The organism is Pseudomonas retamae (assembly GCF_043496865.1).
GTDB classification, from domain to species: Bacteria; Pseudomonadota; Gammaproteobacteria; order Pseudomonadales; family Pseudomonadaceae; genus Aquipseudomonas; species Aquipseudomonas retamae.
Genome location: NZ_JBIEIL010000001.1, coordinates 340,321 through 354,943 on the forward strand (window position 1 = coordinate 340,321; position 14,623 = coordinate 354,943).

The following is a 14,623-nucleotide window of genomic DNA, read 5'->3' on the forward strand; positions in this document are numbered from 1 at the left end:
GAACTGCCGGGAATCCAGCATGGCGCCGGCCTCCCGACATCCACCCGGGTATCAGCGCCGAGAAACGACGCCTCTACGGGAAAACACGATCGGCGAGCCATCCCCGTTCAGCAGTGTCGCCGTGAGCGAAACCCCGTCGCCGCTGGGTTGCTCATGGAAACTTTGGCCACCGTTGTCACTGCGCACGAGCAAGCCGTCGAGCCCTACCGCAATGACTGTCTGCCCGGAAACATCGATGGCGGTGACCGAGCTCTTGCTCTGCAGCGGTACGCGCTGCCAGCGTGCGCCGTCGGCGGAGCCGTGCAGCAACGTGCCGCGTTGCCCGCCCACCAGCAGCGAGCCGTCGCCCAGCACCGCACCCGTCCACAACGTGCCGCTGTAACCGGTATCGATATAGCGCCAGTGCTTGCCCTGATCGTCCGAGCGCAATAACTGGCCGCGTTCGGCGGTGGCGTACAAGCGCCCTTCTCGATCGGCAAACAGCCCCATCAGGTTCAGGTCGGCGCGCTTCGATCCTGGCGGAGCTTCAAGTTGCTGCTCGGTCCAGGTCTTGCCGCCGTCATCGGTGGTCAGTACCAGCGACCACAGCCCCACCGCCACCCCTTGCTGCGGATTGAAAAAGTGCACGGCAAACAGCGGCCGATCTTCCGCACTGGACAGGCGCTGCACCTGCCAGGTGTCGCCGCCGTCAGTAGTGGCCAGAATCGCCCCCCAGTGACCCACCGCCCAACCCTGACGGGCGTCGACGAAGGACACCCCGGTCAGAGGCGTGGACAACGGCACGGACGCCGCCTGGCGGAAATGCCCGCCGTGATCGTCCGACAGCAGCACCACACCGTGATCGCCGACGGCAACGGTTCGCTCCCCGGCGCGGGCAACGCTCAACAGCGTCGCGGCTGTGGCGCTGGCCGTCACGGTCGCCGGAACCGCCGACAAGGATGACGCCTGCAACAGCGTCGGCAACATCAGAACCAGTAAAGGCATCAGGTTTCGCATGGCTGTCTCCTCAATGCACCAGTGAGCCGATCAGACGCACTGGGCGCCGCCGCGGGAATGTCCGCTCCAGCCATACGGCGAAGGCTGGGAGAACGGTCATGGCCATGATCATGTTGACCAGAAACATGAAGGCCAACAGTTTGCCCATGTCTGCCTGGAACTTCAGATCGGAAAACGCCCAGGTGGCGACGCCCACCGCCAGGGTGATGGCGGTAAAAATCGTGGCGACGCCGACCTCCAGCAGCGCGTGCTCGACAGCTTTGGTGATCGGCTGGCCGAGGGCCTGATGCAGCTGCAAACGGTTGTAGATGTAGAACGCGTAATCCACGCCGATGCCGACGGCGAGCACCATGACCGGCAAGGTGGCGATGGTCAGGCCGATCTGCAGTTCTTTCATGAACCAGTAGCCGATGAAAGTACCCAGGGTCAGCGGCAGGCAGCAGACCAGCACGGCACGCCAGTCGCGATAGACGACAAATACCAGCAGCGCGATTGCGCCATAGACGTAAAGCATCATCGGCAGCTCGCTGCGTTCCACCTCTTCGTTGATCGCCGCAATCACACCGGCATTACCGGACGCCAGACGTACACTCACTCCGGGCTGAGTGAACTGGCTACGGAACGCCTTGGCCGCCGCGATCACCCGGTGAATGGTGGTCGCCTTGTGATCGGCGAGAAACAGATGCACCGCGGTCATGCTGCAATCGGGCCGCATCATTCCGGGCACGCGAGCCACCTCGGCGGCCATCGACGAGTAGTTGGTCGGGTCGATAGGCACCGCGTTCATTTTCGGGTTGCCCTCGTTATAACCCTCGTTGAACTGACGCAGGCTGTTGGAAAACGAAGTCACCGAGACCACACCAGGCACTCCTTGCATGGCCCAGACGAAGCGGTCCTGATACTGGCCGAGCGCAACGTTTTCGCAGTCGTTCGCCCCACCCTCGACCTTGACCTCGAACACCACACTGAGCCAGTCCAGACCGATGTCGTAATGGCTGGCGATCGACAGCGCATCCCGATTGAAGCGCGCATCCTCGCGCAGTTCCGGGGCGCCGGCCTGCAAGGAACCGACCACTCGATCATGGCTTTGCCAGGCGGCTGTGACAAAGATCAGCACCGCCATGCCCAGCACCCAGCGCACGTTGTGCCATACGCTCAAACGTGCGAGACCGTGCAACCAACGAGCGCGGCGCTGGCGAGAAACTTCCTCGGCCGCAGCGTAACCGTCCTGTACGCTGAGCATCGAGGCCACCACCGGCAGCATCACCAGATTGGTGACGATCTTGAACGCGACCCCCAATGACGCGGTGATTGCCAGTTCTCGCACCATGGGGATCGGGATCAACAGCAATGTCACGAACGATACAAATGCGGTGACCAACGCCAGCGTGCCGGGAATCAGCAACCCACTGAAACTGGCTCGCGCCGCGCCCTCCACCGACTTGCCGCAGGCGATCTCGCGAACGATGAAGTTGATTTGTTGCACGCCATGGGACACGCCGATGGCAAACACCAGAAACGGCACCAGCACCGCCAGCGGATCCAGGCCGTAACCGAGCAGACGCAAGGCGCCGAACTGCCAGATCAGCGACACCAGCGAGCAACCCACCGCCAGCAAGGTGAAGCGTAGCGAATGGCAGTACCAGTACACCGCAGCCGCCGTCAGCAACAAGGCCAGCAGACAGAACTCGAGAACCGCCGACGCACCCACGGCAATGTCCCCGATCTGCTTGGCGAAGCCGATGATCTGGATCTCGAAATCCTGGTCTTCGAACTGACGGCGAATCTGCTGCTCCAGCACCTGGTTGTACGCCACATAATCCAGGCGCTGGCCGGTGGCATCGAACTCGTTGAGATCGACCGTGATCATCGCGCTGCTCTGGTCGCGAGCCACCAGCGTCCCGATAAAACCGCCCTGCGCCGTCGAGTTGGCGATCATCGCAATGCTCGCCTCATCGAGACTTTCCGGGGTTACCGTCCCCGGTACCAGCGGGTCGGCACGAAAGCCCTCCTCGGTGATTTCATTGACGAACGCGTTGGGCGTCCACAACGAACGCACGCTGCTGCGTGACACGTTGGGCAGAAAGATCAGCGCCTGGGTGACGTCATAAAGACGCTTGAGCGCTGGCTGACTCCAGATCGTCCCTTGGTGCGCCTTGACCACCACCGTCAACCGGTTCGCGCCGAGCAAGTCATTGCGGTAGGTCTCAAAGGTTTCGATGTATTCGTGGCCGATGGGCAGTTGCTTTTCAAACCCGGCTTCCATGCGCAACTGCACGGCAAACCAGGCCATGCCCACAGTGAACAGCGCCAGACTCGCCAACGTCAGCAGGCGGTGCGAGAACAGCCATTGTTCGATGCGCGGCAGGACGCCGCGCACAGGGTTTTGCTTGAGGTTCAGGGAACTGTTCACGGCGCGCCTCACAGGGTTCGGGAAACCACAAGGCCGACGTAATCGCGATCACGCAGCAGTTGATCGTAAGGAGTCTTGCCGCCCATGAACTTTGCGTAGTTGGCCGAGATCTGCCAGCTCGCCGGATTGCGCACGAAATTGAGGTACAGATTCATACTGCTGGCGTCTTCGGTGAAGGTGGCTGACAGGTTCGGAGTGCGTCCATTGATCGAGCGCGAATAGAACACGCCCGGCGTGACCTGCCAGCCGGGAATCAGCGTGTTGTCGTAGGTCAGGCTCAAATCGAGGCTAATGCCGGAGGAGGTTTTGTTGCCCTTGGCGCTTGGCGCAATGGCCGGATCCAGTTGCCAGGTATTGAGGCCGGCGGCGATCGGTTCCCCGGCGTAGTCGTTATGCAGGCCGGGGTATTTCACGACCACCAGTTCGCTCAACAAGGTGCCGGTGCTGGCACCGGTGAATTCAAGCAAGGTTGGCGAGTTGGACGGCGTCATGCTGTAGATGCCGGTCAGGTGCCACTGCAGTTTCTTTGCGTCTTTCCAGCATTTGCCGCCGTTGGCGGCGCAGGCGTCGATGACCGGGTTGAGCGGTACCGCATCTTTGGGGCGGTAGGACAACTCGGTGCCCAAGGCCCAGTCGCCGACCGGCATGTTGGCGCTGATGCCGTACATCATGCGGTCTTCCGGATATTCCCAGGTCGGCGACACGGCGAAGGTTTGCGGATCCACCTGCACGCTCAGTGACGGCAGTTTGTCGTGGTAACGCATCACGTACAGACCCAGGTTGAGATCGGTGTTGTCAGGCTGCCAGCGCAGCGATACGCCCCATTGGCCGCCGTTGCGCGCCTCTTTTTCATCGTACCCGTAGGCCCCCCTGCCCTCGCCCAGCGCATGGGTGGTGGACCAATAGCTGCCCACTGGCGGCAATTCGCTTTTGTTCCAGTTGAACTGCCAGTACGCCTCGATATTCACTCCTGCGCCAAGCCCCGACGCGAGGCTGAGCATCGGCGCCGGCAGCAAGGCTTCCTTGAGCTGGGTACCGGGGCGCGACAAGGCCATGACATCGTAGGCGTTGGTGTTGTTGATGCCGCCGGCCGCGAATAGACTCTCGCCCCAGTTGATCACCTGATTACCCAGGCGAGCGCGAACCCGCTGATCGCCGACATCGAAGCTCTTGCTCACCCACAGATCCAGCAGGCGCGCCTTGAACTCCAGATCGTCGCGGGCGCTGCTGGTCAGGCCGTCGCTACCGACGCCTGCGGGGCGGTCGGCCGACAACGCACCGCTGGTGTCGGTCGCGGCAAAGTCGCGGATCCAGCTGCCGCGCGCCATGAACGTGTAATCCTCGGGAAACTTCAGCACCAGCTCATGGGTGCCTTTTATGTAATTGGTGAACAGGTCGCCCCGGTCGTAATTCAAGTCGCCCTGATCACCAATCCCGGCGCTGGGCGCCAGACAGCCACTGGGTGGATTGTGCCCGCCGGGGCTGCTGGTGATGAGGTTGCAACCACGCGATTCGGTGCGCAGCCCCATGCCCACGGCGAGGGTGGAGTCGAATGAGCCGCGAATGTTTTCGGTTTCAAAGGTGAACGCCATGGCCCATGGGGTTGCACACGCGATGACAAGACCTGAGGTTCTGCTGATTATTTTTTTCATGTCTGCTCCCGAAAGCCGCGGTCAGCGTTCGCTGGTGGCGCGCAGGTTGTCTGAGGTGTAGAAGTCGCGTTTCAGGCGCGGATTGCTCGCCCCGTCGGTCAGCCAGCGATGGTCATTCTTGCCGGTGCCGATGGAGGTCATGTCGTACAGATAGCGACCGTCAACCAGGTTGTATTGCGCCTGGGCTTCCATGTCGCAGGTGCCGGTCTCGTACACCGGGATCGTGTAGCCCTCGCGAACTTTCCAGATTTGCCCCTGTTTGTCGTAGTCCACCGCCATCAGCGCGTTCCAGCTGTCTTCGTCGATGTAGAACAGACGCTTCGGTGCCTGATGACGCATGCCCTGGCGAACAGTGGCCTCGACCACCCACACGCGGTGCAGCTCATAGCGACGTGATTCGGGAGCGATGAAGTCGCGTTTGGCCACGTCCTCGATCTTCGCCGAGTTGTCGTAGACCCCGAACGAGTTGTAGGGCACGAGCATTTCCTGCTTGCCCAGCAGCTTCCAGTCGAAGCGGTCCATGGGGCCGAAGAACACGTTGGATTCATCGATGGTGTATTGATTGTCCAGCCCGATCTGCGGTGCGTCGTAGGAATATGCCGGCATGCGCCGCACGCGGCGCTGGCCCGGGAAGTAATAGAACGTGGTGGCTTGCTCACCAGCCTTGGTCGTGACCACCCCGGCTTGTCCGGCCAATGCGGCGGGGTCGGTGTAGCTGAAGTAGGTGGCGACCTCCAGACGATCGAATGCCGAGAACAGCGCGCTGCCCTTCACGCCCCACGGCGTGTACATGAACCAGTCGGTGGAGGTTCGCAGCCAGTCTTCACTGCCCTTGCGTGGCGAAATCCCTGAAACGGTTTTCGACATATCGAAACCGACGCCGCGGTAGCGCATTTTCATGTTCCACATGACCTCGGCACCTGAGGTCGGATACGGAAACGGAATACCGGGCACGTAAGCTTCTTGCAGCGCCAGACCGTCACCGTCGAGCTTGGCGAAACCGACGTTCTTCCTGGTGTTCTCCGCGACGAAGTCCGGCACACCGCAACTGCGTCGCGTCGGATACACGTCCATGCGGTAGCCCGGAATCTTCTTGAACATTTCCACCTGGCCAGGTGAAAGCTTGCTGGCGTACTTCGCGACGTTGCTCGAGTCGATGCTGAACAGCGGCTTGTCATCCTTGAACTTCCATTGCTGGCCGCGCACTTGGCCGTGGCTCCAACTGCCACCTTGAGGACCGGGCGCTGTCCAGGCGGGAATCACCCCGTCGGCGCTGGCAGCGGCCTCGCCGCCCAGGGGCGTCAGTTTGCTGCCGAGCAATGCAGGATCCTTGTCTGCCGCCTGTGCCGTACAGAAAAACGCCGAAGCGGCGACCACTGCGACCAGATGCCGGATTACGACGCCGGTAGAAAAATTGTTATGGGGGCGCTCAATCACTGTGTTCATGGGAGGGATCCTCGTGGGCCTTGATCAGCAACGGGGGTCGTCTTGACGGTGGCAACCCGTTGCCTGCGCTAACCTAATCAACTGACTTGATCAAATGACCAAGTCGTGTGATCAAAGCAAGCCCGGTGCCAAGATACGCGGGGCAGGAATTAGTCGTTTCTTATCAATCGTTTGCGATCTCGTCGGGCGCACAGCGCAGTAAAACTGTCGGAGAATGTTTCCATTTGTTTCGCCGGAACGCACCAAGACGGGAAATAACGAAACAGTTGTTACCATTATTGGTGCAGCCGTTTCACATACTGTTTTCGTTCATGACGTCTGGCGATTTGTTGCTGTAGGATCCGCAAGCGTCGACATCGCCCTCTTCGTTTTCGGGGCGCCAGGAATAAGGGAGATTGCTGAACCATGGCCAGAATGGGCGCTGAATTACGCCGGCAGGATTTCGTCGAAGCAACGATCAGAGTGATCGCCGAGCACGGCGTAGCCAATGCCACGACCCGCCGTATCGCGGCGCAGGCCGGCTGTCCGTTGGCCTCGTTGCACTACGTGTTCCATACCAAGAACGACCTGTTTTATGCCGTCTACGAATCGCTGTTCAGCCTGCCCCCGCAAGCGCTGGAACGGGTACCGGCCGGCACCACTGCGGCGGAGACGGCTGCCGAAGTTCTGCGGCAGTTGATCACCTGGTTCATCGATCATCCGGATGCGGCCAGGGCGCAGACCGAGTTGTTCTTCTGGGCAATGCGCAATGACCCGCAAATGGCCAGCAAGATTTACTCGGTGGCGATTGAAGCCACCGAGCAGGCGCTGCAGCGGGTCATGGGAACTGAGTTGGACGAAGCGTTTTTAAAGGCGACCAGTCGCTTGCTGATCCAACTGGTGGACGGGCTGACCATCGCCTGGTCGGCTCACGGTGATCTGGAAAGATTGCGAGCCGAAACCGAGACTGCTTGCACGGCACTGGCCTTGCTGGTGGCCAGTCACTGAGTCGATCCTCACACGCTGCTGACCAGATGCCCGCCATCCACCGCCAATACGCTGCCGGTCATGAACGCCCCGGCATCGCTGGCCAACAGCAAAAACGGTCCGGCCAGTTCGTGCAACTGGCCCAGGCGCCGCATCGGGATCAGGTCGCGGATGTAGTTGCTGCCCTTCTCGCCTTCAAAAAAAGCCTGGTTCATCTCGGTCTTGAAGTAGCCCGGCGCAATGGCATTGACCCGGATGTTGTACCGCGCCAGTTCCAGTGCCAGGGATTTGGTCAACTGGACGACCCCGGCTTTCGCGGCGCTGTAATGGCTGTAACCGGTGCCGACGCGTAATCCTAGAATCGACGCCACGTTGACGATGCTGCCGCTGCGCCCGGCAGTGGCCAGCCGTTGCGCGGCAACCTGGGCCACACGCCAGACGCCGTCCAGATTGGTCGACAGCATTGCGCGCCACTGTTCTTCGCTGATTTCCAGCGGGCGCTGACCGTTACCGATTCCGGCGTTGTTGAGCACCACGTCGACCACGCCGAAATGCGCTTGGGCCGTATCGAACGCGGCTTCGACACTGCCGCGATCGGTCACGTCGAGTTCAACCGACAGCGCCTGCCCGCAATCCCACTCAATGTCCTTGGCCACTTGCGCAAGCTTATCCACGCGCCGCGCCGTCAGCACCACCCGGGCGCCAGCATGCGCAGCAACCCGCGCCAGATGCGCACCAATGCCGCTGGAGGCACCGGTGATCAATACGGTTCGGCCGGCGAGGGAAAAGTTCTGGGCGAAATCGTGAGTCATCAGTGCACCTCGATAAAATTGGACTCGGCAGCGTTGCCGCACAAAACCGGCCGTTTGCCGATACGCCGGACAATCTCCACGACCGCCGTTACCGCATCCGCCACCGTGGCCTGGCAAGGCACAATTTCCACCTGTCGCATATCGGTGGCCGGACCGCAGAAACGCAGGCCGATCAAAGCCTGTGGCCGCGAAACCGTGTTCGCCAGCGCTTCGATATCCAGCGACGACGAATGGGTCGCGAAAATGGCGCCCGCTTTGCAGACCTGATCCAGCGCGCGGAACACCTGGAGTTTGCTTTCCAGCTTTTCGCACGCCGCCTCAATGATCAGATCGGCATCCGAAAGGTCTGCGTAGTCGAACGTGGTGAATAACAGCTCCATCCGCGGCTGTACTTGTGCGGCGCTGAGCTGTCCGCGCTGGACGTTGTGCTGATAATTTTCGTGGATGCGTTGAAGGCCACGGTTCAGCGTGCGCCTGTCCACATCCCTGAGCGCCACGGCGATGCCGACATCGGCGAAGCACATCGCGATGCCACCACCCAGCGTCCCGGCACCGATCACCGCCACCTTATTGATCTTGTACGGCGCACGGTTCAGAGCGGACAGCGCAAGGCCGTCTTCGAAACGGTAATTGACCTGGTCAGTCATGGCGTATCTCAAAACTTGCGGAATACGTCGCCGATGCTGACAACCGGCAATCCAGGCTGCGCGCGCGCCGGCAGCGTCGAACTCACCGCGCTGAACGCGCCGTACGAGCCGGTCGAATAGAAGCTATGAATCGAGTAAATGGCGAGAGAGACGAGAGTCACGGCCAGGCAGGAAAAAACAATCGGGCGCATCGCTAACCTCCGTCATCTGGGCGGAGCCAGATGCAGTGTCTTTTGCCATTGAGGGTTTTGATTCTGGGCAACGGGCGCCGCAAAAGCTTGGCAGATCGCGCCAGGCTTTTTGCAGTTCATGACAGTCGAACGCTGCGTAATTGGGCCTGCGCGATGAACAAAAACTGTCTCAGATGAACTCATTTGCTCTATTTCGGTGGTTTTCGTTGCAGTAATGAGCTTTTCCTGCACAATCCGGCGTATTGAAATTCGATTCGAGACCGACTGATGTCCCTGACTCCTCAAGACGAACGACTCATCAAGGCGCTGGCCTTGGCCATCGTTGATCGCCCCCGGGCGACGCTCAAGGAACTGGCTGAAGCGGCTGGCGTCAGCAAGGCTACGCTGCATCGCTTTTGCGGCACCCGTGACAACCTGGTGCAGATGATGGAAAGCCACGGTGAGACGGTGCTGAACCAGATCACCACCACCACCGACCTGTTGCACGGCGAGCCGGTGCAGGCGTTGCGCAGTCTGATCAACGAGCATCTGGCGCATCGGGAGATGCTGGTTTTCCTGCTCTTTCAGTACCGCCCCGACACATTTGCGGTCAATGGTGAGGGCGACCGCTGGCAGACATATGCCGACGCCCTCGATGCCTTTTTCCTGCGCGGCCAGCAACTGGGCGCGTTCCGCATCGATGTCACCGCAGCGGTGTTCACCGAACTGTTCCTGACCATGATCTTCGGCATGGTCGATGCCGAGCGCCGTGGACGCGCTGCCAGTGCCAACTCGGCCAACGTGCTGGAACAGATGTTTCTGCACGGCGCAGCCACCGCCATGCCCGCCCCCTGATCCTCATTTTTCCCGCCAAAAAAAGCCCCGTGACCTTTCGGTTCACGGGGCAAAAAAAGGTTGGATGCGCCAACCCAAAGGAGCTTCTGTCAGACGTTATCTGACGGTTGTCGGCGTGGACCATCCTCCGCCCAGCGAACGGAACAGATCGACCAGAGCGATCTGCCGCTGCGTACTGACCTCGATGAACGCTGTCTCGTTGACGAAGCTGGTGCGCTGGGCATCGAGATAACGCAAGTGGCTGTCGATACCGCCTTCATAACGGGCCTTGGCCAGACTCAGGGTTTCAGTGCTGGTGTTGGCCAGTGCGCGGCGCGCGGCTTCCTCCCGGCGCAAGGTGTCGGTGGCGGCCAATGCATCGGCGACCTCGCGGAACGCCGTCTGAATCGTGCCTTCATAGGCCGCCACGGCTGAATCCTTGCGGGCTTCGGCCAGACTCAGCCCGGCACTGTTGCGACCGGCATCGAACAACGGCAGCGAAAGGTTCGGCACGAAACTCCAGGAGCGCGAACCACCGTCGAACAGGCCGGACATCTGCGCGCTGGAAGTACCAAAGCTGCCGGTCAGGCTGATACGCGGAAAGAACGCCGCCCGTGCCGCGCCGATGTCTGCATTGCGCGCTTGCAGTCGATGCTCGGCTGCAAGAATGTCCGGCCGGCGCTCGATCAGCGTCGAGGTGGTATCTGGGGCGATGTCCTGCACCAGCATCGGCTGCGTCGTCAGCCGCTCGGGAATCACTTTCCCTGCATCCTTTGTCCCCAGCAGCAAAACCAGCGCGTTGAACGCCTGCTGCTTCTCGCGCAGATTGCGTTCCTGCTCGGCCCGCGCCTGCTCCACCAGCCCCAGTGCTTCCTGATAATCCAGCGCAGTCGCTGTGCCGCTGGAGCGGCGCTGGCTGATCAGCGCGAACGAGTATTCGCGGCTGCTCAGGGTTTGTTGAGTCAAATCCAGACGACGCTGGGCGCCGTCATGAACCAGATAGGCCTGGCTGACTTCGGCGATCAGCGCGATCTGCGCGGCGCGGGCGGCTTCTTCGGTGGCCAGATATTCCTGCAGCGCAGAGTCGCTGAGGCTCTTTACCCGGCCAAACAGATCCAGCTCGTATTCGGGCAGCGACAGGCCGACTTGATACTGGCTGGCCACCCCTGCCCGGCCGTCGCTGGCCAAGTCCGAGGGCAAGCGCTGGCGATTGCCGGACGCACTTGCATTCAGCCCGGGAACCCGATCGGCCCGCTGAATGCGGTACTGCGCCCGAGCCTGCTCGATGTCCAGAAGGGTCTGGCGCAATGAGCGATTGTTATCCAGCGCAACCTCCACCAGACGGCGCAGGTCGGGATCGACGATGAACGTCTGCCACGCCAGCTGGTTGATCGCAGCCCCTTGTTTCAGCGACTCGCCCGCCCAGTTGTCCGCGACCGGTGCAACGGGCCGCTCATAGGTCGGCGCCAACGAGCAACCGGCCAGCAGCATGGCGATCACCAGCGTGGAAAATCCTGAAATACGCATGTGTCACTCCTGAGTCAAAGCGGGTTGTTCAATGGGCGCCGGTTTACTGCGCAGCATCGACAGCACCCAGACAAAACAGATCGGTACAAACAACACCCCCAGCAGCGTCGCGCTGAGCATGCCGCCGATCACCCCGGTACCGATCGCCCGCTGACTTGCGGCCCCTGCCCCGGTCGCCAGTGCCAGCGGCACTACGCCGAGAATGAACGCCATGGACGTCATCACGATTGGCCGGAAGCGCAGCCGTGCGGCCTCGATCGCGGCGTCGCGCAGGCTGTAACCTTTCTCCCAAAGCTCCTTGGCGAACTCGACGATCAGAATCGCGTTCTTCGCTGCCAGACCGATGATGGTGATCAAACCGACCTTGAAGTACACGTCGTTGGGCATGCCGGCGACCATCACCGCGAGTACCGCACCGATGGCGCCGATCGGCACGATCAGCATTACGGTCAGCGGAATCGCCCAGCTCTCGTACAGCGCCACCAGCAGCAGGAACACCACCAGAATGGCCAGCGCGAACAGCTGCGTGGCCTGACCGCTGGAGACCTTCTCCTGATAGGACAGACCGGTCCACTCGTAGCTGAAGCCGGCCGGCAATTGCGCGGCGATACGCTCCATTTCCGCCATGGCTTCACCGGTGCTGTAGCCCGGCCCCGCATCACCGACGATGCGCACCGACGGATAACCGTTGTAGCGCACCACCTGAACCGGACCTTCCTCCCAATGCGTGGTGACGAAGGCACTGAGCGGCACCAGATCGCCCGCGGTGTTGTGTACATAAAGCTTGAGCACGCTTTCCGGAGTCATCCGGTCGCCCTGCTCGGCCTGCACCACCACGCGCTGCTGGCGGCCGGCGTTGGTGAAGTCGTTGATCACCTCCGAACCGAACGCGGCAGACAACGCACTGCTGATCGATTCAAAACTCACCCCCAGGGCGCGCGCCTTGTCACGGTCGATCACCACGCGCAATTGTGGCGACTCGGCCAGACCTTCCATCATTGCGTAGAGAATTTTCGGATTGCCGTTGGCCTGACCTAGCACCTGATCACGGGCAGCGAGCAATGCTTCGCGGCCCAGACCGGCACGATCCTGCAGGCGCAAGGCGAAACCACCGGAGTTGCCCAGACCGTCAATCGGTGGCGGTGGCACGGCCATCACCGCACCGTCGTTGGTCACGGCAAATTGCTCGTTCAGCGCATTGACTTCCGCCATGGCCGACTGATCTTCACCACGTTCCGACCAGTCCTTGAACACCGGGAATGCCAGCGCTGCGTTGTCGCCCATCCCGGAAAAGCTGAAGCCGGACACCAGGAACGTCGACTGAACCCCGTCGCGGGTTGCCAGATAGCGCTCCAGTTGTTCGCCGGTCGCTTCGGTACGGGTGCGGGTCGCGCCCGGCGGCAACTGGACGTCGACGATCATGTAGCCCTGATCCTCCACCGGCACGAAGGATTCCGGCAGGCGCAGGTAGAAGAAACCGAGCATGGCGATAATGCCCAGGTACACCAACATCATCCGGCCGGCACGCGCCACCAGCCCGTTGTTCAGCACCGAATAGCGATCGGTGAGCTTGGCAAAGCCACGGTTGAAAGCGCCAAAGAAGCCGCGCTTTTCATGGTGCCCTTGTGGAATCGGCTTGAGCAGTGTGGCGCACAGCGCCGGGGTGAACGTCAGGGCAAGGAAACCGGAGAACAGAATCGACACCGCCAGCGATACCGAGAACTGCTGGTAGATCACACCGACCGAGCCGGACATGAACGCCAGCGGCATGAACACCGCCGACAGCACCAGGGTGATACCGATGATCGCGCCCGATACCTGCCCCATGGCTTTCACCGTGGCATCGACCGGCGACAAGCCCTCCTCGGCCATGATCCGTTCGACGTTCTCCACCACGACAATTGCGTCGTCCACCAGAATGCCGATGGCGAGCACCATGCCGAACATGGTCATCATGTTCACCGAGAAGCCCAGCACGTACATCATCAGCAGCGTGCCGAGCAGACACACCGGTACCACGATCGACGGAATCAGGGTGTAGCGGATGTTCTGCAGGAACAGGAACATCACCAGAAATACCAGGACCATCGCTTCGATCAGGGTATGAATCACCTTCTCGATCGCGACATCAACGAAACGCGAGGTGTCGTAAGGAACGGAATATTCCACGTCATCCGGGAAGTACGCCGACAGTTCGGCCAGGCGCTGCTTGACCGCCGTTGCGGTCTGGATCGCGTTGGCGCCAGGCGACAACTGGATCGCCGCTGCCACGGCAGGTCTGCCATTGAGACGCGAGTTGAAGTTGTAACTTTCCTGACCGATTTCCACGCGGGCGACGTCGCCCAGTTTGACCGTGGAACCGTCCTCGTTGGCACGCAGGACAATGCGTGAGAATTCTTCCGGATTATCCAGCGTACCTTTCACCGCCAGGGTGGCGGTCAGTTCCTGCTGGCTGCTGGTCGGCGTACTGCCGAAGCTGCCGGCCGGCACTTGTACGTTCTGGCCGCGGATGGCCGCGCTGACGTCGTCGATGGACAGCCCGTAGCCCACCAGTTTCTGCGGATCGAGCCAGACGCGCATCGCCGCTTCGGAGGAGAAGAACTGCAGCTTGCCGACGCCCGGAACCCGGCGCAGCTCGTTGTTGATATTGCGCGCGGCGTAGTCGCCCAGTGCGGTGGTGTCGCTGTGCTGGGTGCCTTCCTTATAGTTTAGTGCATAGATCAGCAGGAAACCGGCACTGGTCTGCTCCACCTCCAGACCCTGGGTGAGCACAGCTTGCGGCATCCGCGCTTCAGCTTTTTTCAGGCGGTTTTGCACGTCAACCTGAGCGAGCTGCGGGTCGGTACCCGGCTGGAACGTCACTGCGATCTCGGCAATACCGTTGGAGTTGTTGGTCGACTCGAAATACAGCAGATTCTTCGCACCGTTGAGCGACTCTTCGATCACGCTGGTGACCGAGTCCACCAGCACTTTCGCGGAGGCGCCGGGATAGGTCGCCGTCACCTTGATCTGCGGCGGCGCGACGTTGGGGTATTGCGCCACCGGCAGCATCGGAATGACCAGCAGACCGGCCAGAGAGATGAACAACGCCACCACCCAGGCGAAGTTCGGGCGTTTGATGAAAAACTGAGACATCGGAAAATCCTCGCGGCGACGGCGC

11 protein-coding genes are annotated in these 14,623 nt (G+C 61.2%); 2 read left to right on the plus strand and 9 right to left on the minus strand.

Going from position 1 to position 14,623, the window contains the following annotated elements:
* Positions 1-51: 51 nt before the first annotated feature.
* From ACGSLL_RS01390 to ACGSLL_RS01405, 4 genes are read right to left on the minus strand one after another with little or no spacing between them, the layout of a single operon-like run.
* A complete protein-coding gene (locus ACGSLL_RS01390; protein WP_394502422.1) occupies positions 52-996 on the minus strand; it encodes a WD40/YVTN/BNR-like repeat-containing protein in 945 nt (314 codons plus the stop codon).
* A 10-nt stretch (positions 997-1,006) separates the two neighbouring features.
* The gene (locus ACGSLL_RS01395; RefSeq protein WP_394502424.1) at positions 1,007-3,409 is read right to left on the minus strand and encodes an efflux RND transporter permease subunit; all 2,403 of its coding nucleotides are present in this window, start codon (positions 3,407-3,409) and stop codon (positions 1,007-1,009) included.
* Positions 3,410-3,417: 8 nt separating this feature from the next.
* On the minus strand, positions 3,418-5,061 hold the full coding sequence (locus ACGSLL_RS01400; protein ID WP_394502426.1) for a DUF1302 domain-containing protein: 1,644 nt from the start codon (positions 5,059-5,061) through the stop codon (positions 3,418-3,420).
* Between the two features lie 21 nt (positions 5,062-5,082).
* Complete coding sequence (locus tag ACGSLL_RS01405) at positions 5,083-6,507, minus strand: DUF1329 domain-containing protein (protein ID WP_394502428.1); 1,425 nt, start codon at positions 6,505-6,507, stop codon at positions 5,083-5,085.
* A 405-nt stretch (positions 6,508-6,912) separates the two neighbouring features.
* Here ACGSLL_RS01405 and ACGSLL_RS01410 point away from each other — a divergent pair, with 405 nt between their 5' ends.
* Complete coding sequence (locus ACGSLL_RS01410) at positions 6,913-7,494, plus strand: TetR/AcrR family transcriptional regulator (protein ID WP_394502430.1); 582 nt, start codon at positions 6,913-6,915, stop codon at positions 7,492-7,494.
* Positions 7,495-7,502: 8 nt separating this feature from the next.
* On the opposite strand, the gene ACGSLL_RS01415 is transcribed toward ACGSLL_RS01410, so the two are convergent.
* From ACGSLL_RS01415 to ACGSLL_RS01425, 3 genes are read right to left on the minus strand one after another with little or no spacing between them, the layout of a single operon-like run.
* Entirely contained in the window at positions 7,503-8,285 is a 783-nt protein-coding gene (locus tag ACGSLL_RS01415) for an SDR family NAD(P)-dependent oxidoreductase (RefSeq protein WP_394502432.1), read from the minus strand.
* A complete protein-coding gene (locus ACGSLL_RS01420; RefSeq protein WP_394502434.1) occupies positions 8,285-8,932 on the minus strand; it encodes a 3-hydroxyacyl-CoA dehydrogenase family protein in 648 nt (215 codons plus the stop codon). The genes ACGSLL_RS01415 and ACGSLL_RS01420 overlap by 1 nt, the downstream gene beginning before the upstream one ends.
* A gap of 8 nt (positions 8,933-8,940) precedes the next feature.
* On the minus strand, positions 8,941-9,123 hold the full coding sequence (locus ACGSLL_RS01425; RefSeq protein ID WP_394502436.1) for a hypothetical protein: 183 nt from the start codon (positions 9,121-9,123) through the stop codon (positions 8,941-8,943).
* A 267-nt stretch (positions 9,124-9,390) separates the two neighbouring features.
* Here ACGSLL_RS01425 and ACGSLL_RS01430 point away from each other — a divergent pair, with 267 nt between their 5' ends.
* Positions 9,391-9,957, plus strand: a complete 567-nt coding sequence (locus ACGSLL_RS01430; protein ID WP_394502439.1) for a TetR/AcrR family transcriptional regulator — start codon at positions 9,391-9,393, stop codon at positions 9,955-9,957.
* 96 nt (positions 9,958-10,053) lie between these two features.
* Here the strand turns inward: ACGSLL_RS01430 and ACGSLL_RS01435 are convergent, their stop codons facing one another.
* Positions 10,054-11,463 carry an efflux transporter outer membrane subunit gene (locus ACGSLL_RS01435; protein WP_394502441.1) on the minus strand — a complete coding sequence of 470 codons (1,410 nt, stop codon included), beginning with the start codon at positions 11,461-11,463 and terminating at the stop codon, positions 10,054-10,056.
* Positions 11,464-11,466: 3 nt separating this feature from the next.
* Positions 11,467-14,598 carry a multidrug efflux RND transporter permease subunit gene (locus ACGSLL_RS01440; RefSeq protein ID WP_394502443.1) on the minus strand — a complete coding sequence of 1,044 codons (3,132 nt, stop codon included), beginning with the start codon at positions 14,596-14,598 and terminating at the stop codon, positions 11,467-11,469.
* Between the last annotated feature and the right edge of the window lie 25 nt (positions 14,599-14,623).